Origin of the sequence: Sphingomonas sp. SKA58 (assembly GCF_000153545.1) — a bacterium.
Classification (GTDB): Bacteria; Pseudomonadota; Alphaproteobacteria; order Sphingomonadales; family Sphingomonadaceae; genus Sphingobium; species Sphingobium soli.
Map to the genome: position 1 here is coordinate 189482 of NZ_CH959308.1, position 19026 is coordinate 208507.

Annotated in this window: 14 protein-coding genes; 8 read left to right on the forward strand and 6 right to left on the reverse strand. The window is 65.0% G+C overall.

All coding sequences use genetic code 11. The features are described 5' to 3' along the window. Positions 1–9: 9 nt before the first annotated feature. The gene (locus SKA58_RS16175; RefSeq protein WP_009823546.1) at positions 10–2700 is read left to right on the forward strand and encodes an exo-rhamnogalacturonan lyase family protein; all 2691 of its coding nucleotides are present in this window, start codon (positions 10–12) and stop codon (positions 2698–2700) included. 14 nt (positions 2701–2714) lie between these two features. Beyond that, positions 2715–4028 (forward strand): oligogalacturonate lyase family protein, encoded by a 1314-nt coding sequence (locus SKA58_RS16180; RefSeq protein ID WP_009823547.1) that lies wholly within the window; start codon positions 2715–2717, stop codon positions 4026–4028. A gap of 9 nt (positions 4029–4037) precedes the next feature. On the opposite strand, the gene SKA58_RS16185 is transcribed toward SKA58_RS16180, so the two are convergent. Next, entirely contained in the window at positions 4038–4679 is a 642-nt protein-coding gene (locus SKA58_RS16185; protein WP_009823548.1) for a TetR/AcrR family transcriptional regulator, read from the reverse strand. 119 nt (positions 4680–4798) lie between these two features. On the opposite strand from SKA58_RS16185, the gene SKA58_RS16190 reads away from it, so the two are divergent. From SKA58_RS16190 to SKA58_RS16210, 5 genes are all read left to right on the forward strand, one after another. Then, positions 4799–5983 carry an acetyl-CoA C-acyltransferase gene (locus SKA58_RS16190; protein WP_009823549.1) on the forward strand — a complete coding sequence of 395 codons (1185 nt, stop codon included), beginning with the start codon at positions 4799–4801 and terminating at the stop codon, positions 5981–5983. A gap of 16 nt (positions 5984–5999) precedes the next feature. Then, a complete protein-coding gene (locus tag SKA58_RS16195) occupies positions 6000–6761 on the forward strand; it encodes an SDR family NAD(P)-dependent oxidoreductase (RefSeq protein WP_009823550.1) in 762 nt (253 codons plus the stop codon). A gap of 231 nt (positions 6762–6992) precedes the next feature. Further along, positions 6993–8114 carry an NAD(P) transhydrogenase subunit alpha gene (locus SKA58_RS16200; protein ID WP_009823551.1) on the forward strand — a complete coding sequence of 374 codons (1122 nt, stop codon included), beginning with the start codon at positions 6993–6995 and terminating at the stop codon, positions 8112–8114. 84 nt (positions 8115–8198) lie between these two features. After that, on the forward strand, positions 8199–8483 hold the full coding sequence (locus SKA58_RS16205; protein WP_009823552.1) for an NAD(P) transhydrogenase subunit alpha: 285 nt from the start codon (positions 8199–8201) through the stop codon (positions 8481–8483). Further along, the gene (locus SKA58_RS16210; RefSeq protein ID WP_037543814.1) at positions 8483–9901 is read left to right on the forward strand and encodes an NAD(P)(+) transhydrogenase (Re/Si-specific) subunit beta; all 1419 of its coding nucleotides are present in this window, start codon (positions 8483–8485) and stop codon (positions 9899–9901) included. The genes SKA58_RS16205 and SKA58_RS16210 overlap by 1 nt, the downstream gene beginning before the upstream one ends. Here the strand turns inward: SKA58_RS16210 and SKA58_RS16215 are convergent. The 4 genes from SKA58_RS16215 to SKA58_RS16230 all read right to left on the reverse strand — a co-directional run bounded on the left by SKA58_RS16215 (position 9885) and on the right by SKA58_RS16230 (position 14170). Next, positions 9885–11159 carry a dicarboxylate/amino acid:cation symporter gene (locus SKA58_RS16215; RefSeq protein WP_009823554.1) on the reverse strand — a complete coding sequence of 425 codons (1275 nt, stop codon included), beginning with the start codon at positions 11157–11159 and terminating at the stop codon, positions 9885–9887. The two genes, SKA58_RS16210 and SKA58_RS16215, sit on opposite strands and share 17 nt — an antisense overlap. A 2-nt stretch (positions 11160–11161) precedes the next feature. After that, complete coding sequence (gene dgcA / locus SKA58_RS16220) at positions 11162–12154, reverse strand: N-acetyl-D-Glu racemase DgcA (RefSeq protein WP_009823555.1); 993 nt, start codon at positions 12152–12154, stop codon at positions 11162–11164. 5 nt (positions 12155–12159) lie between these two features. Next, entirely contained in the window at positions 12160–13191 is a 1032-nt protein-coding gene (dgcN, locus tag SKA58_RS16225; protein ID WP_009823556.1) for an N-acetyltransferase DgcN, read from the reverse strand. Between the two features lie 94 nt (positions 13192–13285). Next, positions 13286–14170 (reverse strand): LysR family transcriptional regulator, encoded by an 885-nt coding sequence (locus SKA58_RS16230; protein ID WP_009823557.1) that lies wholly within the window; start codon positions 14168–14170, stop codon positions 13286–13288. 166 nt (positions 14171–14336) lie between these two features. On the opposite strand from SKA58_RS16230, the gene SKA58_RS16235 reads away from it, so the two are divergent. Next, positions 14337–15986: an N-acyl-D-amino-acid deacylase family protein gene (locus SKA58_RS16235; protein ID WP_009823558.1), complete on the forward strand. Its 1650-nt coding sequence runs from the start codon at positions 14337–14339 to the stop codon at positions 15984–15986. A 144-nt stretch (positions 15987–16130) separates the two neighbouring features. Here SKA58_RS16235 and SKA58_RS16240 read toward each other — a convergent pair whose 3' ends face one another. Next, a complete protein-coding gene (locus tag SKA58_RS16240; RefSeq protein WP_232209455.1) occupies positions 16131–18917 on the reverse strand; it encodes a TonB-dependent receptor plug domain-containing protein in 2787 nt (928 codons plus the stop codon). Positions 18918–19026 lie beyond the last annotated feature (109 nt).

The window sequence follows — 19026 nt, forward strand, 5'->3', positions numbered from 1 at the left end:
GAGGGGACAATGACCAGCATTTTGACCATCGGCCGCCGCGACATGCTGCGCGCCAGCCTGATGGGCAGCGCCGCCGCGCTGATCCCCTCCGCTGCCCGCGCCGCATCGACCATGCCGCGCAGCACGCCGGTCCGTTGGATCGACGGCGAAGCGCCCAGGCTCAGCCTTGGCCAGACCTTCGGCGTGCCCTGGCCGCGCGGGGCCGTAAAGCCGGGCGCGCCACTGGCGGTGCGCGGCGACGGCAAGCCGCTCCCGTCCCAGCACTGGACGCTCGCCACCTGGCCCGACGGGTCGCTCAAATGGTCGGCGCACGCGCTGCCCGCCGGTATGGACCAGCCCGCGACCCTGGACGTCGCACCCGGCCGGCCCACGGCGCCCAAGGCGGGCGTCATGGTCCGCGAACAGGCGGACATGGTCGAAATCGTCAGCGGCGCGACACGCTGGCGGATTCCGCGCAGCGGTGCGGTTGCGATCGCCGGTGCCTGGGCGGGCGATCGGCAAGTGATGGGGCCGCTCACGCTCGTCGCCAGTATTGATGATGCACCCGAAAACGGCCGCCGCACCCAGCTGACCGGCCGGATCGACCGGGTGACGGTCGAACAAAAAGGCCCGGTGCGCGCGGTTGTCAGGATAGAGGGTATGCATGCAGGGGCGGGGCGCAGCCTGCTGCCCTTCACCATGCGGCTTTATGCCTATGCCGGCGGCGATCATCTGCGCGTCGTGCACAGTTTCATCTTCGACGGTGATCCGGGAAAGGATTTTGTCAGCAGCCTGGGCCTTGTCGCCGCCGTGCCGATGGCCGGCGCGCCGCATGACCGCCATGTCCGCCTCGCCACCACGCAGGGGCATCTCTTTTCCGAAGCCGTCCGCCCGCTTACCGGTCTGCGCCGTGATCCGGGAGAGGCGGCACGCGCGGCGCAGATCGCGGGTCGCGCCGTGCCGATGGACGCGATGGCCGACAGCGTCCGCCCCCTGCTGGATCGCATCCCGACGTGGAGCGATTTCAGTCTCAGCCAGCTCAGCGCCGACGGTTTCGCCATCGTCAAGCGCACGCAGGCCGGCCATGCCTGGGTCGATGCCACGGCCGGAACTCGCGCGCTTGGGCTTGGTTATGTCGGCTCGCCGATGGGCGGCGTGGCGCTCGCGGCCCGCTATTTCTGGCAGCGGCACCCGACCCAGATCGATATCAGCGATGCCGCATCCGACGAGGCGCGTATGGCGCTCTGGCTGTGGTCGCCCGATGCACGTCCCATGGATATGCGCCCCTATCGCGGCGTGCTCGGCATGGAGGGCTATGACGCCCAGAATGAAGGGCTCGCCATCACCTATGAAGATTATGAGCCCGGCTGGGACAGCGCAACCGGCACTGCCCGCACCAGCGAACTGACGCTCTGGGCCTGCGCCGCCACGCCTGGCGCTGATCGGCTCGCCGCCATGGCGCAGGCCAACGCCGTGCCACCGCAACTGATGGTCGAACCGCAGCGCATCCATGCCGCGAATGTCTTTGGCCCCTGGGCGCTGCCAGATCGATCGACACCGATGAAGGCGCGGATCGAGGACCAGATCACCAATCTCGCCGCCTTCTATGAGGCAGAGGTCGACCGCCGCCGCTGGTATGGCTTCTGGAATCATGGCGACATCATGCACACTTACGACGCTGACCGGCACCAGTGGCGCTACGACATTGGCGGCTTTGCCTGGGATAACAGCGAATTGTCGCCCGACCTGTGGCTGTGGCTGAGCGTCCTGCGCACCGGCGATGCGGGCCTGTTCCGCTTCGCCGAGGCGATGACCCGCCATACGGGCGAGGTCGACGTCTATCATCTCGGCCGCTTCAAGGGATTGGGCACGCGTCATGGCGTCCAGCATTGGAGCGACAGCAGCAAGCAGCCGCGCATTTCCAACGCGATCTATCGGCGCATCTATTATTATCTGACCGGCGACGAACGGGTCGGGGACCTGATGCGCGACCTGCTACTGTCCGACCAGACGCTCGCCCATGTCGAAATCGGCCGCAAGGTGCCGGGGGCGGAACGCAAGACGTTGCCCGACGGCGTCATAGAGATGACCTTTGGCACCACCTGGTGCGCGGTCGCCTCCTCCTGGCTTGCCGAGTGGGAACGGACCGGCGAGCGGAAATGGCGCGACCGGCTGCTTGCCGGCATGACCAGCATCGGCGGCCTGCAATATGGCTGGCTGACCGGGACCGCGCCGTTCGACCTGTCGACTGGCCGCTTCCTGGGCAAGGGAGACAGCATATCGGTATCGCATCTCAACGCCGTGTTCGGCGCGCTCGAACTCAATGCCGAACTGCTCGACCTGCTCGATGTGCCTGCCTACCGCACGGCCTGGCTTGACTATTGCCGTTGGTTCAACGCCCCGCGCGCGCAATGGGAGGCGAAATTCCCCTTCCCCTATCGCGGCCGCAATCTGCGTGAAGGTCATTCTCGCCTGACGGCCTATCTGGCGCATGAGACGCGCGATCCAGCGATGGCGCGCCGCGCCTGGGAGGAGTTTTTCTCGGGCGAGGCGGGCCTGGGCCTGTCGCAGGGCGACCCGCGCGTGACGCTGCAAGGACCGCAAATCCTTGGCCCCACGGTCGAATGGCCCCATGTCTCCACCAATGCCGCGGCCCAATGGGGGCTGGCGGCGATCGAAAATCTGGCGCTCATCCCCGATGCACTGCCGGCCCAAAGCTGAAGAAGGATATCTCCATGAAAAGCGGCATCTCGCTCCTCGCGCTGGCGGCGCTCGCCTGGACCGGCGCTGCGGTGGCCAAGCCGGTGAAGCAGTGGACCGACGCCACCACCGGGCATGAGATCGTCCAGATCACCGATGCGCCCGGCGGCGCGGCCAGCCTCTATTTCCACCAGAACAGCTATACGCCCCAGGGCGACAAGATGGTCATCTCGACGCCCGATGGCATCAGCGTCGTGACGCTGGCCGACTGGAGCGTGACGCCGCTGGTCAAGGGGCGCGACCTGCAACTGCTCTTTACCGGCCGCCGGACGCGCACGGCCTATTATGCCGGCCACCGCCGCGACGATGCAGGCGGGGCGACGACCATTTTCGCCGCCGACATCGACAGCGGCAAGACGCGGCGCATCGCGACCGTGGCAAAGGGCTCGATCGGCTCAATCAATGCTGACGAAACCCTGCTGCTTGGCCAATGGGCGGCGAGCGACAAGCCGCTTCAGCCCGATGGCACGAAGAAGGGTGGCGAACCGGAAATCAAGCAGCAGTTCGGCCAGGCCAACTACGCCGCCACCGGCCCCGACGGCCAGCCGCTGACCTTCGCCGAAGCGAAGGAAGTGCGCCTCAATGAACGGCTGGAGGCGAAGATTCCGATGGAGATCTTTACCATCGACATTCGCACCGGCGAGCGGAAGGTGGTGGTCGCCTCGACCGACTGGCTCAACCATGTCCAATTCTCGCCCACCGATCCCGGCCTCATCATGTATTGCCACGAAGGTCCCTGGCACAAGGTCGATCGCATCTGGACCATCCGCACCGATGGCACGGGCAAGCAACTTGTCCACAAGCGTTTCATGAACATGGAAATCGCCGGCCACGAATTTTTCTCACCGGACGGAAAATGGATCTGGTACGACCTTCAGACGCCGCGCGGGGAGGTGTTCTGGCTCGCGGGCTATGAACTCGCGACCGGCCATCGCCGCTGGTATCATGTCGACCGCAATATGTGGTCGGTCCATTATAATCAGGCGCCCGATCTGCAACATTTTTCCGGCGATGGCGGTGACAGCGAAATGGTCGCCCATGCGCCCGACGGCAAATATCTCTATCTCTTCACACCCAAAGACATTCCCGACGTGGCGGGCATTCATGCCGACAATGCGGCCGATCTCGTCGCGCCCGGCACGTTCGACGCGGAAAAGATCGTCGATATGGCGCGCCATGACTATCGGTTGGAACCCAATATCACCTTCACGCCCGATGGCGCATGGATGATCTTCCGCTCCAACATGGACGGCAGCAACCAGGTCTATGCCGTCAGGGTGAAGAAATAGGCGCGGTCTTCATCCCCTAATCGGGGCGCAGGGGCGCGGCGCCAAGCCGCCGATCAGCGTATCGACCAGCGCGGCGGCAATTTCTTCCGCGCTGGACGGTCCGTTGGGGTCGTGCCAGCGCGCCGGCCAGTTGAGCGCGCCGGCAATGGCAAAGGCGCTCATCTTGACGTCGACCGGCGCGATTGATCCGTCCGCGATGCCATCGGCGATCAGGGCGCGCAGCGTCCTGTCGATCTCGCTTTTGCGCGCACGGATTTCCGCTGCGCTTGGCGGCGAAAGCAGTTCATCGCCCGTCCGCACCATGCACCGGCCAAAATCATCCATGTTCGTACGCGCATAAGCGATCAGGAAGCGCCGCAACCTATCAATGCCCCGCCCTTCCTCGCTGCGCGCCTGATCGGCTGCGGCCCGCAGCGGCTCCAGCCCGCGCGTCACGCATTCGATCAACACCTGCTCCTTATTGCCGAGATAATGGTAGATGGTGGGCTTGCTGATCCCCAATGACGCCGCGACATCATCCAGCGACGTGGCATGAAACCCCCGCGCGTTAAACATGCGCACGGCCGCCGTCAGCACGGCGTCTCGTTTCTGCGCACGCTCCTGCGCCTTTTCCACCCGTGTCCGAAACGGGGAAGCGGGCCTGTTGTCCATGTCTATCTGCACGTCTCGTCTCCGCCCATCAACTTGACAAAAAACGCATGAATAAGCAATATACTCACCAGTAGATTTATCGGCGTCGTAACTCACGTCGCGCAGGAAGAGGACGCAAAATGGCACAGGATCCCATCGTCATCGCCGGCTATGCCCGCACCCCCATGGGCGGTTTTCAGGGCGCGCTGTCACCCTTGAAGGCAACCGATCTCGGCGCGGCCGCGGTCAAGGCGGCGATCGAGCGCGCCAAGCTCCCTGCCGATGCCGTCGATCGCATCTATATGGGCTGCGTCCTTCCCGCTGGCCTGGGTCAGGCGCCCGCGCGCCAGGCGGCGCTCGGCGCTGGCCTTGGCCTCAATACGGAGGCGACCACCGTCAACAAGATGTGCGGATCGGGCATGCAGGCCGCGATCATGGCGCATGAGGCGCTGGCGGCCGGCGCGGCGGACATCATCGTGGCGGGCGGCATGGAAAGTATGACCAACGCGCCTTATGCGCTGCCCAAGCATCGGGCCGGCGCGCGCATCGGCCATGACCGCATTATCGACACGATGATGATGGACGGGCTGGAGGACGCCTATGAGCCCGGCAAGGCGATGGGCGTCTTTGCCGAAGAAGCCGTGCGCGACTATCAGTTCAGCCGCGCCGAACAGGATGACTATGCGATCCGGTCGCTCTCCCGCGCCAGTGACGCGATTGCGTCGGGTGCGTTCGTGCGCGAAATTACCCCCGTGACTGTCTCCGGGCGTGGTGGCGACATGCTGATCGATACCGACGAGCAGCCCGGTAAGGCGAAGCCAGACAAAATTCCGTCGCTGCGGCCGGCTTTCGCCAAGGATGGCACGATCACGGCTGCCAATGCCTCCTCCATATCCGATGGTGCCGCCGCGCTGGTGATGACACGGCGCAGCGTCGCCGATCGGCTTGGTCTGCCGATCGTGGCGCAGGTCGTCGCGACCGCCGCCCATGCGCAGGAACCCTCCAAATTCACGACCGCGCCCGTCCCTGCGATGCGCAAGCTGCTCGACAAGGCGGGGTGGTCGATTGAGGATGTCGACCTGTTCGAAGTCAATGAAGCTTTCGCCGTCGTGGCCATGATCGCGGCGCGCGAACTGTCGATCCCGCCCGAAAAACTGAACGTCAACGGTGGTGCGACCGCGCTCGGCCATCCCATCGGCGCATCGGGCGCGCGCATCCTGACGACGTTGATTGCGGCGCTGCAAAATCGTGGGCTGAAGCGCGGCGTCGCAAGCCTGTGCATCGGCGGCGGCGAAGCCACCGCCATGGCTGTCGAGCTGGTCTGAACGGGGGGCAAAATCCATGGACATCAGAAATATGGCCGCCATTGTCACCGGCGGCGCATCAGGTCTCGGCAAGGCGACAGCCGCGATGCTGGCCGCCAATGGCGCGAAGGTTGCCATTCTTGATCTGAACGAGGAGGCGGCGAACGCCGCCGCGCAAGAGATGGGCGCCATCGCCTTCGCGCTCAATGTCGCGGACGACGCCGCCGTCGCCGCCGCGCTTGATGAGGCCGAAAAGGCGCATGGCGTCGCGCGCATTCTCGTCAACTGTGCGGGCATCGCGCCTGCCAGCAAGACGGTGGGCAAGGAAAACGCGCCTCACTCGCTCGACCTCTTTCGCCGCACCATCGAGGTCAATCTGATCGGCAGCTTCAACCTCATGTCGAAATTCGCCGCGCGCGCCGCCGCTGTTGACGATGTGGCGGGTGAACGTGCCGTCATCGTCAACACAGCGTCGGTCGCAGCCTATGACGGTCAGATCGGCCAGGCCGCCTATGCCGCGTCCAAGGGGGGCGTGGTCGGCATGACATTGCCGGTCGCGCGCGATCTTGCGCAGCACCATATCCGCGTCATGACCATTGCCCCCGGCATTTTTCGCACGCCGATGGTGGAAGGCTTCCCGCAGCATGTGCAGGACGCACTGGGCGCGCAGGTGCCGCACCCCAGCCGCCTGGGCGCCCCCGACGAATATGCGCAACTGGTCGAATCTATCATCCGCAATCCGATGCTGAACGGCGAAGTCATACGCCTCGACGGCGCGATCCGGATGCCGCCGCGCTGATCGTCTACCCCATTCCCCCAAACTCCTGACGAACAGGCGCATAAAGATATTGCTTGGAAGCTGATAGAAACGATACGCATGATGCGTGTTGCCGTCGCCAGAAGACAGAAATAGAGGCGGGCAAGGAAAGATCGGGGGCATCGGGCGCATCGATGCATAGGCGCGTCCTGCTGGCCCCCGCGCATTACCGGCGCGTTCGGCGTGCCGGTGCAGGAGAAGGGAGAGGGGATAGTGAAAATCGCGATCGTGCGGGAGCAGGCGGAGGGCGAACGCCGGGTCGCCGCCACGCCGGAGACGGTGAAAAAATTCAAGGCGCTGGGCGCGGACGTCGCCATCGAAGCTGGCGCGGGGCTTACCGCATCGATCGCCGACGCTGATTATGCTGCCGCTGGCGCGACTGTTGCTGATCGCGCCGCCACGGTCGCGGGGGCCGACATTCTGTTGGGCGTGCAGGGGCCATCGCCCGACAGCCTGATAGGTGCCAAGCCGGGCGCGTGGATCGTGGCCGGCCTCAACCCCTTTGGGGATCGCGCGCGCGTCGATGCCTATGCCGTGGCGGGCTATGAAGCGCTGGCGATGGAATTCATGCCCCGCATCACCCGCGCGCAGTCGATGGATATTCTCTCCTCCCAATCGAACCTGTCGGGGTACAAGGCTGTGCTCGACGCGGCGGCCGAATATGGCCGCGCCTTTCCGATGATGATGACGGCGGCCGGCACCGTGTCCGCCGCCAAGGTCTTCGTCATGGGCGTGGGCGTTGCGGGGCTTCAGGCCATCGCCACCGCCAAACGGCTGGGCGCGCAGGTCAGCGCCACCGACGTGCGCGCCGCAACCAGGGAGCAGATCGAATCCCTGGGCGCCAAGGCGATTTTCGTCGAAAAGGTCGCTGGGATAGAGGGTGAAGGCAGCGGCGGCTACGCCACCGAAATGTCGGACGACTATAAGGCTGCGCAGGCCGAACTCGTGTCCGGCCATATCGCCAAGCAGGACATCGTCATCACCACTGCGCTGATCCCGGGCCGTCCCGCGCCGCGCCTCATCTCAGACGCGCAGATCGCGACGATGAAACCGGGCAGCGTCATTGTCGACCTGGCGGTCGAACAGGGCGGCAATGTCGAAGGCGCGGTGGCTGGCGAAGTGGCCGAACGTCACGGCGTCAAGATCGTCGGCCACCGCAACGTCCCCTCGCGCCTTGCCGCCGACACCTCCGCCCTGTTTGCGCGCAACCTCTATAATTTCCTGTCCGCTTTCTGGGACAAGGAAAGGAACGCGCCGGTGCTGGACGAGGAAATCGGCAATGCCATCCGCCTGACGCAGGGTGGCAAGGTCGTCAACGAACGTTTGCTGGGCTGACGCTCATTTGGGCGCGGCCGGCCATCAGGTCCGGACCGCGTGATACCGCCCTGCCTCGAACAGGGTGAACGGGGAGTAGGAACGATGGACTTCATCTCCATCCTGTCGATTTTCGTGCTGGCATGTTTCGTCGGCTATTATGTGGTCTGGTCGGTGACGCCAGCGCTGCACACGCCGCTGATGGCGGTTACCAACGCCATTTCTTCCGTCATCATCGTCGGCGCGCTGGTCGCGTCGGCCGAAGCGGGTAGCGCGGCGGCCAAATATCTGGGCCTGCTCGCGGTCGTCTTTGCCTCGGTCAACATCTTCGGCGGCTTTGCCGTTACCGAACGCATGCTCGCCATGTACAAGAAGAAGGAGCGCAAGTGATGCATGAGCTTGCTCCCGTCTCGCCCTTCGTCGCGCTCGCCTATCTGATTGCGGGCGTCCTCTTCATCCTGGCGCTGCGCGGCCTGTCCAGCCCGGCGACCAGCCGTCGTGGCAACCGCATGGGCATGATCGGCATGGCCATCGCGGTCGTGACAACGCTCTACACCCATGACATTGCCAGCCTGCCGGAAATCATCGGCGCTATCCTGATTGGCGGCGGCATCGGCTTCGTCATCGCTCGCCGTATCGCCATGACCGCCATGCCGCAGCTGGTCGCGGCCTTCCATAGCCTTGTTGGCCTTGCCGCCGTGCTGGTGGGCGCAGCTGCCTATCTCAATCCCGGCGCTTTCGGCATCCTCGACATGCTGACCGGCCAGATCCATCAGGCCAGCCGCGTCGAAATGGGCCTGGGCGTCGCGATCGGCGCGATCACCTTTTCCGGGTCGATCATCGCCTTCCTGAAACTCAATGGCAATATGTCGGGCAAGCCGATCATGCTGCCTGCGCGCCACCTCATCAACCTTGGCACGCTGGCGGCGATCCTGGGCCTTGTCGCCTATTTCGTGACTGACCAGAGCCCATGGGTCTTCTGGACCGTGACGGCGCTCAGCTTCGTCATCGGCTTCCTGCTTATCATTCCCATCGGCGGCGCGGACATGCCCGTCGTCGTGTCGATGCTCAACAGCTATTCGGGCTGGGCCGCCGCCGCGATGGGCTTCACGCTGGGCAACAGCGCGATGATCATCACCGGCGCGCTGGTCGGATCGGCGGGCGCGATCCTCTCCTACATCATGTGCAAGGCGATGAACCGCAGCTTCCTCAGCGTCATTGCCGGCGGCTTCGGCGCGGAAAGCGGCGGCGCGTCGGGCGGCGCGGCAGCGGTGGACCGCCCCTACAAGCGCGGCAGCGCGGAGGATGCCGCCTTCCTGATGAGCCAGGCGGACAGCGTCATCATCGTGCCGGGCTATGGCATGGCCGTCAGCCAGGCGCAGCATGCGCTGCGCGAAATGGGTGATATGCTCAAAAAGGCCGGGGTCAGCGTCAAATATGCGATCCACCCGGTCGCGGGCCGCATGCCCGGTCACATGAACGTGCTGCTGGCCGAAGCCAATGTCCCCTATGACGAAGTGTTCGAGTTGGAGGATATCAACAGCGAATTCGGTCAGGCCGACGTCGCCTTCGTCATCGGCGCGAACGACGTCACCAACCCGGCGGCCAAGACCGACAAGACATCGCCCATCTACGGCATGCCGATCCTAGACGTCGCCAATGCCAAATCGGTGCTGTTCGTGAAGCGCTCCATGGGCGGCGCAGGCTATGCCGGCGTCGACAATGAAGTCTTCTACATGGACAACACCATGATGCTGCTGGCCGACGCCAAGAAAATGGTGGAGGAAATCGTCAAGTCGCTGGATTGATCGGCGCGTCGCTGGCCGGGGCGGGGGGACTCGATCCGGCCAGCGCCTTGCGCTCCTGCCGCGCGACGACGGCGGTGACGGTCAGGTTGGCGCTGGCGCTGGCGACCGTGCGCGTCATGTCCAGCAGCCGGTCGAACGGCAGGACAAAGCCCACCACCAGCGCCGTCTGTTCAGGCGCCACCCCCACCGCCGACAAGACCGCCGCCAGCATGAACAGCGAAGCGGATGGAATGGGTGCGGTGCCAAAGGCGGCGAGCGACCCGGTGAGCAGCATGATCGCCAGCATCGTTCCGTCCGCCCGCACTCCCAGCGCCTGCAGGCTAAAGACGCTGAGCAGCCCGACATACATCGCCGTCCCATCCTTGCCGATGCTCGCCCCGATCGGCAGCACGGTAGAGGCGACGGCCGGCTCGATCGCCAGATCCTCCTGCGCGACGCGCAGGGCGACCGGCAGCGTCGCGGCCGAGGATGCGGTGGAGAAGGCGACCAGCAGCGGGTCCACCGCCGCGCGGAAAAAGCGCCGGATCGACAATCGTGCGGCCAGCCGGATCAGCGGCAAATGCACCAGCAGGATCTGCGCCGCCACGCCCAGCACGACGCACAGCGCCAGCCAGCCGATATTGGTGAACACCGCAACGCCATTGTCCGCCACCGCCTGCGCGATCAGCGCCAGCACGCCAAAGGGCGTCACCTCCATCACGATCCGCACCAGGTGAAACAGCACGCGGCTTGCTGAATCCAGTACGCCCGCCATCGGCCGTCCGTCCTCGCCCGCCAGGATGACGCCGAACCCGAACAGCATCGCAAAGAAGATGATCGCCAGCATGTCGCCTTCGACCAGCGCCTCGACGATATTGACCGGTACGATGCCGATCAGCTGATCATGCACCGACTTGGCCTCGCCCAGCGCATGGGGCGCTGCCCCACCCAGCGCCGCGCCGCCGCCCGGGTCGATGATGAGGCCCAGCGCCATGCCGATCGACACCGCGCAGGCCGTGGTCGCCGCGAACAGCAGCACCGTGCGGCCGCCCACAGCGCCCAGCCGCCGGGGATCGCCCAAAGCGGTCACGCCCGATGCGATGGACACGAACACGATCGGCACGACCAGCATCCGGATCAGCCGCACGAACAATTCGCCGATGAAAGCGATCCATGGCGCGGCCATTGGCCAGAACAGCCCGATCGCAACGCCCAGGACCAGCCCGCCGACCACTCGCTGCCACAGCGGAATGGCAAACCAGCGGCGCGCTGGCCCCATGGTCAAAGGCCGCCCCAGAAGCCCGGCTGGGCCGGTAACAGATAGCCCTTGTCGCCCGCGAAGCCGCCCGCCCGATCGGTCGCCAGCCATAATGGTCCGTCCAGATCGACGAAGTCGCTCTGCGCCGCGATCGCCCAGGCCGGGGCGATCGACAGCGATGAACAGATCATGCAACCGGTCATCACGCCCAGTCCGCGCGCCCGCGCCGCTTCCGCCAGCGCCAGGGCGGCGGTCAGCCCGCCGGCCTTGTCCAGCTTGATGTTCACCACGCCATAGCCATCGGGCAAGCTGTCGAGATCGGCTGCGACATGCACGGACTCGTCTGCCGCGATGGGGATGACGGACGCATAGCCGCGCAGCGTATCATCCTCGCCCGCCGGCAATGGCTGTTCCAGCAGGTCGATGCGCAATTCTCGCGCCAGCGCCTGCATGGCCTCGACGTGCGCGATGCTCCAGCTCTCATTGGGGTCGACGATCATGCGCGGATCAGGCGCGGCGGCCCGCACCGCCCGCAATTGCGCGACCGGATCGCTGGCGTCCACCTTGACCTTGATGAGCGGCACGTCAGCAAGCGCCGCCGCCGCCAGCCCCATCTTGTCCGGCGTGTCGAGCCCGACCGTCATCGCCGTGGCGATCGGCTGCAACGGCGTCGCGATCCCGGCTGCCGCCGCGAAATCCCGCCCTTCAAGCCGCAATTCCAGGTCCCACAGCGCGCAATCCACCGCATTGCGCGCCGCACCCGCCGGCAGGATTTCCAGCAGCCCGCGCCGGTTCACGCCCCCCTCGATCGCGGTGCGCACGGCTTCGATTTCGGCGGTGCTGTCCGCGACGCTTTCGCCATAGCGCGGGTAGGGGACGCTTTCACCGCGCCCCTCAATCTCCCCTTGCGCGATCGTCACGGTGACGACATCGGCCGCCGTCTTGACGCCGCGCGATATGCGAAAGGGGGTGGCGAGCGGGAATGTCTCGCCCGTGACGGTCAATGAACGGGGCATGGGGATCAGATCGTCTCCGTGGCGGCGGCGGGCGCATCCATGGCTAACAGCAAATCGACCACCGCGTCGACACCCATGCGATAGGGGTCGCAGCAGGGCAGGCCCATATTGTCGGCGGTGCGGGCGCACAGTTCCGCCGCCGCGTGTTCGTCCATCGCCGACGTGTTGAGCGCGATGCCCACCGCGCGCACATCCGGGTTGGTCAACCGCGCCGCGCGCAGGTTCGCTTCCAGACAGTCGTCCAGCGATGGCGGCTGATAATGGGGCAATCCGCGCATCGTGCGGCGCATCGGATCATGGCACAGCACCAGTGCGTCGGGCTGCGCGCCATGGATCAGGCCGGTCGACACGCCCGCGAAGGACGGGTGGAACAGCGATCCTTGCCCTTCGATCAGGTCCCAGCCGCCATCATGGCGATCGGGCGAAATCTGCTCGACCGCGCCGGAAATGAAATCGGCCACCACTGCGTCCAGCGGCACGCCGTCGCCCGCGATCAGTATGCCGGTCTGGCCCGTCGCGCGGAAATCGGCCTCGACCCCGTGCGCCTGCAAAGCCCGGGTCAGGCACAAGGTCGTATACATTTTGCCGACCGAACAATCGGTGCCGACGGTCAGCAGCCGCTTGCCCGCGCGCCGCTTGCCGGTGCCCACCGGAATATCGGGCCGGGGATCGCGCACATCGTGCAGCGTCCGGCCCAGCCGCGCCGCCGCTTCGACCAACCGTGGCTCGTCCTTCAACCGCTGGTGCAGGCCTGACGCGATATCCAGCCCGGCCTCCATGGCCGCGAGCGCGTCATCGACCAGATCGCTGCCCAGCCGGCCGCCCGCATTGGCAATGCCCAGCACCAGCGTCCGCGCGCCCGCCGCATGGGCCTGCGCAAAATCCATGCGCGGCAGGTTCAGCGTCAGTCCGCAATCGTCATGGCGATATTCGCCAACGCAGATGTCGGGCCGGAACACCGCCAGCCCCCGCGATGTCTTGATGCCGATCTCGTCATTGCTGTGGCCGAGGTAGAGGAGATAGGGCGTCGCAATCATGGATGGAGGAACCTGCTTGAATATGGGATCGCGACCTTATCGCCGGCCCGTGCCGTTCCCCAATATCCATGGCCGCATAGCCTATAGCCTTTTGCTATAGGCTCTCGATAACCTCCGACAATAGCGTCAGGAATTCCGACGCCGTCCTGGATGGTGGCCGGTTCTGCAAATAGACCGCATTGATGTCGAAGGTGATCGCCGGTTGCAGCGGCCGGTTGGACAGGCCCGGTGATACGCTGGCATGGGCAGTAAAATTGTCGACGATGGCCATGCCCACGCCCGCCCGCACCAGCGCGGCGGCGATATAATAGGTCCGCGCCGACACGACCTCGTTCAACTCGACATCCTGCCGCTTCAGTTCGCTCGACAGGACTCGGCCGATTGGCCCGCTTTGCACCGGACTGATGAATTTATGCTCGCGCAATTCCTCCAGATGCAACCGGCTGGGCGCGTCGGGCATATCCTCCTCGCGATAGAGCACCACCAATTCGCCTTCACCCACGACCTGATGCGCAACCGGGGCTGACAGCGGGACTTCGAAACTGATCGCGATATCGGTTTCGCGCTCGTATAATTTGCGCACCATTTCATCATGATGCAGCGTCTGCAGGTCGAACATGATGTCTTCATGCCCGCGCAGGAACCGCGCGACCGCATCGGGAATGGCACCCAGGCCAAGGGAGGGCAGGGCCGATATCCGCAGCAGCCCGCCGCGGCCATGCCGCATATTCTGCGTCGCCTGCCGCAGCGATCGCACGCGCTCCTGTATGTCGGCCACTTCGTCGAACAAGGTCCGCGCGTCCTGCGTGGGGATCAGCCGCCCCTTGGCCCGCTCGAACAGGGGCAGGCCGATGGAGCGTTCGGCATGGCGCAGCACCTTGGTCACGGCGGGCTGCGACACGTTAAGCGCGCGCGCCGCCGCACTGACCGTGCCGTGCAGATAGACGGCGTGGAAAATCTCGATCTGGCGCAGGTTCATGGCTTCACTTTCTTCGGCTGCCGCCTGTCCGTCCGGCGCGACGATCCGGGTACACCGCCCCGCTATGCCATTTGGTTATGGCGTGTGCAACAGACCCGCTCTGGACGGGTGGGATACAGACGGCCCATGGTGCCGATTTGCGTCGTTCAGTCGAGGACCCTTGCCCATGCCGCTTCTTCCCGCTCGCCGCCGCGTCCGCCAGGCGGCCCGCGCCCTGCTGCTGTCCGGCAGCATTCTGCTTCTTCCCGCAGCCACCGCCGCCAAACCCGCCAGCGCATCGGGCGCGGACAGCGCCGATGTTCTCATCACCGGTGGCACCATCTATGATGGCGGGACGGGCAAGCCCTATGTCGGCGATGTGGCGCTGAAAGGCGACCGGATCGTCTATGTCGGCCGCTCTGCCCCGATGAAGGCGGCGCGGCGGATCGACGCCAAGGGTATGATCGTCGCGCCTGGCTTCATCGACGCCCACACCCATGCTGACGGCTTTTTGCGGTCATCCGATGCGGCGGAGCGGGTCAATCCCGCCTGGCTCGACCAGGGGGTCAGCACGGTGGTGATCGGCGTCGATGGCTATGGCACGCCGGACGTCGGCGACGACGCGGCCAAGATCCAGGCGTCGGGTGTCGGGACCAACTTCATCCCCTTCGTCGGCTTTGGCGCGGTGCGGCAGCGCGTGCTGGGTCAGGACGCCCGCGCACCCAATGCGCAGGACCTCAGCGCCATGAAGAGTCTGGTGGCCAAGGGCATGTGCGAAGGCGCGACCGGTTTTTCCGCCGGCCTCTTCTACGCGCCGCAAAGTTTCGCCAAGACCGACGAGGTGATCGCCGTCGCGCGCGAAGCTGCGATCCGCGGCGGCCTCTACGACACGCATCAGCGCGATGAATCCAGCTATTCCATCGGGCTGCTCGGTTCGGTCCGCGAAGCGATCCAGATCGGCAAGCAAGCGGGCATGCCAGTGCATTTCGCGCATTTGAAGGCGCTGGGCGTGGACGTGCAGGGGGAGGCCCCTGCCGTGATCGCCGAAATCGACGCTGCCCGAAAATCAGGGCAGAACGTGACCGCAGATCAATATCCCTGGCTCGCCTCCGGCTCCAGCCTTGATGCGTCGCTCTTGCCGCGCTGGGCGGTCGATGGCGGCGGGGACGCGCTGTTGAAGCGGCTGGACGATCCGACGACGCTGGCCCGCATCCGGCAGGAAATGTCCGAAAATATGCGCCGGCGCGGGGGCGCCAAATCCCTGCTGCTGATCGCGCAGGGCTTTCCCTGGACCGGCAAGACGCTGGAGGAGGTCGCGACGCAGTGGCAGCTCGATCCCAGGGACGCGGCGCTGCGCATCATCCGCCAGAGCATAGAAAAGGATAAGGGTCGGGGCACTGCGGTTGCGTCATTCAACATGGCGCAGGCCGATGTCGACCTGTTGATGCGCCAGCCCTGGATAGTGACATCGTCCGACGGTTCGAACGGCCATCCCCGCATGTTCGCAACCTTCCCGGAAAAATATGTTCGCTATGTGCGGGAGCGCAAGGTGATCGACCTAGGCACCTTCGTGCGGCAATCGACCGGGCGCACGGCCGACATTTATAACATCGACCATCGCGGCTATCTGCGTCCTGGCTATTATGCCGATGTCGTGGTGATCGATCCTGCGCGCTATGCGCCCCGCGCCGACTATATGCACCCGCGCGAACTCAGCGTCGGCGTCGCCAAATTGTTCGTTAACGGCACGCTCGCCGTGAGTGACAGCCAGACGACGGGCGCCACACCCGGCCGCGCGTTGCTCCGCCCCACGCCGGCCCACTGTCCGCCGGCGTGAGACTATCCTATAGTTAGGTAGCCAACTAACCATTTGGCATAACGCGCAGTTGTCGCTATCCCTGTCGCGTTCACCGATGCCGGGCAAAGAGAAAGGGCGAGGAACCGGTGGTTCCCCGCCCTTTCTCTTTGAACTCTGATGCTCTTAATTGGTCTTGAACCGCACCCCGATGCGGAAGGCCCGGCCCAGCAGGTCGCTATAGGTCGAATTGGCCGACAGCCCCGTTTCCGGCAGCAGGATCGGGTTGGTATCGAACAGGTTGGTGACGTTCAGGAAGAACTGCCCGTCCGCGCCGCCGACATTGATCTTCGCCGTGAAGTTGAGGTCGGTATAGAATGTCCCGTCGATATGATTGCTGTTGATTGTCGGGTTGGTCGCCGTGCTGGTCGGGCAGTTGGTGGTGCACACGATATAGGTGTTGTTGTAGGTGCCCGAACTCACCCCGCGCCCGACCGCCGTGACCGAATAGGTTGGCGTGTCGAATGTCGCCGACATGCGGAAGATCCAGTCCGGCGTGCTCGACTGCCCGCTATTCTGGCCAACGGTGTCGACCGGCACGGAAATGCCGTTGTCGACGGTATTTTCCAGATAGTTGGTTGCTGTTCCGCGCAGCGTCAGGTTGCTCGAACTGCCGTTGAAGATCTTGTCGAGCGGCACGCGATAGCTCGCTTCATAGTCGATCCCGCGCACCTTCACCCGGGCGAAGTTGAAGGGGCTTGCCGACACGAAATAGTCGCGTACCCCTTCGGGGTCGGGCACGATCGCCGCGCAGAAGCTCTGGAAGCCTTCGGTGCAGCGCTGGGCGATGTCGTCGGCGTAGAACTGGCTGATCGCATCCGACACCTTGGTACGGAACCAGTCGACCGAGAAGGAGAAGCCGGGCAGGAAGCGCGGCTGGAGCACCGCGCCCAGCGTCAGCGTGTCGGCCTTTTCCGGGTCGAGGTTCAGATTGCCCGTGGTCAGTTCGCGGAATGTCGCGCCGGCATATTGTCCCACCGCCGTATTGGTGGCGAAGGTGTTGGTGCGCGACGTGCCCGACTGGAACAGTTCGTTGAGGTTGGGTGCGCGAATGTCGCGCGACCTTGTGCCGCGCAGGCGGATATCCTCGATCGGCTGCCAGGTCAGGCCCGCCTTCCACGTGGTCACATAACCCGACGTCGAATAGTCGGTCGCGCGCACCGCGCCATTGAATTCCGCGCCCAGGCCAAGCGGGATCAGCGTTTCCAGATAGGCTTCCTTGACATTGTAGCTGCCGAAGGTCGGACGGAAATTGCCAACCGACCAGCCGGAGCTGAACTCGGGCGGGACGAATCCTGACACTTCTTCCTTGCGATATTCGCCGCCCACCGCGACGCTCACATCGCCGGCCCAGGTGGCGAACGGCGTGACCGACAGGTTGGCGCCCGCGACCGTCTGCTTGAACCGCTGGTTGCGATAGGGATCGCCCATGATCCAGTCGACCGCCGCCGGATTGGCGACACCGATGCCCAGGCGATTGAGCGGGATGCAGCCATTGCCCGGATCCGTGAGCGTCGAGCGGCAGACGATCGACCCGTCGGGCGCGAACACCGCGTCGGTGGCCAGGCCCAGCCGCGCCGTATTCATGATGTCGCGCAGCTGCTCATGCGTGTCGGTCTGCCCATATTGGGCATAGACATCCCACACGGCCTTGTTGCCGAATGCCGCAAACTCACCGCCCGCGCCCAGCGCATAACGCTGCACTTCGCGGGTGCTGTTATTCTTGCGATAGGGCAGGTCGGCCGCCGACGTGCCCAGCGAAACCGAAGTCACGCCGGCCAGGGCTGCTGGCCCAAGCGCCTGGATTAGATAGGCGTTGTCCGACTGCAAGGTGAAGGTCGCGGCCTGCGGCCCCGCATTGAACAGCGTCTTGTTCCAGTTGTAGGACGCTTCGGCAAACACTTCGATCCAGTCGGCCAGCTCGTAGCTCAGCCGACCATAGACGCCGCGACGATCGTCGGTCGCGTCGAGCCCGATGCGGCGCGACGTGTCGTTGATCTGCCAGTCGCCGCCCACCGTCTGGCTGCTGTCGGTGATGCTGCCGAACTGATATTGCTGGGCTACGCCGCCTTGCGCGAAATAGGTGCCGCGCAGGGCGGTGGTCCCGCCGACCTGCGACCGGATGATGCTGCCGGGGGTGGAATTCCAGGTGCCCGCGCCGCGCACGACGATGTTCGCGGGCTGCCCGTTGTCGGCTGTATAATCGGGGTTGGACAGGGTCCGGTAGCCAATCTGGTTCCACCCGCGATCAACCTCGAAAATGCCGTCCTTGTGCGCATATTCGCCCGCGACCAGGATATGTCCGCGACCATCGGCGAAATCCATGCCCGCCGCGCCGGAGAAGCTGTAGTTGAACCCGTCGCCCCGGTCGGTGATGCCGACATCGGCATTGACCTTGAACCCGGTATATTTCTTGTCGAGCACATAGTTGACCACGCCGGCAACAGCGTCCGAACCATAAGCGGCCGATGCGCCGCCGGTCACGATCTCGACATTCTTCACCAACGCCTGCGGGAAAGTGTTGATGTCGACCAGGCCAGTGATCGTGGAGCCGACCGAACGGCGACCATCGAGCAGCACCAGCGTGCGGACTTCACCCAGGTTGCGCAGGTTCATCGTGTTGATGCCTGCCAAGCCCGAGCTGATCGCAAGGCGCGAGTTGGCGGGGCGGGTGCTGCCGGCAAGCGCGGGAATCTGGTTGATGAAGTCGGCCAGGTTGTTGGTTGGCGACTGGTTGAGTATTTCCTGCTGCGTGACGACCGTCAGCGGTGTCGGCGACTGGAAACCGTCGCGTGCGATGCGCGTCCCTGTCACAATGATCTGATCCGCCGTTCCGGCCGCCGCGCTTTCCTGCGGCGCACCCGCATCCTGAGCGAGCGACGGAGCCGCATGGACCAGGGCGATGGCGGTCATTGCCAACCCCAGACCGTGCCGGTGGCCGATCGGCCGGCGAACTGTTCCGAAATCACCCATATAAACCCCCTCTATCAGGGAGGGGCTGCACGCGGTTGCGGCGTGCGCA

Bases quoted from the DNA above. Each gene is read 5' to 3' on its own strand.
- SKA58_RS16210 (WP_037543814.1), top strand. From the start codon at position 8,483: ATGCATGAGCTTGCTCCCGTCTCGCCCTTCGTCGCGCTCGCCTATCTG.
- SKA58_RS16215 (WP_009823554.1), bottom strand. From the start codon at position 11,159: ATGGGGCCAGCGCGCCGCTGGTTTGCCATTCCGCTGTGGCAGCGAGTG.
- dgcA (WP_009823555.1), bottom strand. From the start codon at position 12,154: ATGCCCCGTTCATTGACCGTCACGGGCGAGACATTCCCGCTCGCCACC.
- dgcN (WP_009823556.1), bottom strand. From the start codon at position 13,191: ATGATTGCGACGCCCTATCTCCTCTACCTCGGCCACAGCAATGACGAG.
- SKA58_RS16180 (WP_009823547.1), top strand. From the start codon at position 2,715: ATGAAAAGCGGCATCTCGCTCCTCGCGCTGGCGGCGCTCGCCTGGACC.
- SKA58_RS16190 (WP_009823549.1), top strand. From the start codon at position 4,799: ATGGCACAGGATCCCATCGTCATCGCCGGCTATGCCCGCACCCCCATG.
- SKA58_RS16230 (WP_009823557.1), bottom strand. From the start codon at position 14,170: ATGAACCTGCGCCAGATCGAGATTTTCCACGCCGTCTATCTGCACGGC.
- SKA58_RS16205 (WP_009823552.1), top strand. From the start codon at position 8,199: ATGGACTTCATCTCCATCCTGTCGATTTTCGTGCTGGCATGTTTCGTC.
- SKA58_RS16195 (WP_009823550.1), top strand. From the start codon at position 6,000: ATGGACATCAGAAATATGGCCGCCATTGTCACCGGCGGCGCATCAGGT.
- SKA58_RS16235 (WP_009823558.1), top strand. From the start codon at position 14,337: ATGCCGCTTCTTCCCGCTCGCCGCCGCGTCCGCCAGGCGGCCCGCGCC.
- SKA58_RS16240 (WP_232209455.1), bottom strand. From the start codon at position 18,917: ATGACCGCCATCGCCCTGGTCCATGCGGCTCCGTCGCTCGCTCAGGAT.
- SKA58_RS16175 (WP_009823546.1), top strand. From the start codon at position 10: ATGACCAGCATTTTGACCATCGGCCGCCGCGACATGCTGCGCGCCAGC.
- SKA58_RS16185 (WP_009823548.1), bottom strand. From the start codon at position 4,679: ATGGACAACAGGCCCGCTTCCCCGTTTCGGACACGGGTGGAAAAGGCG.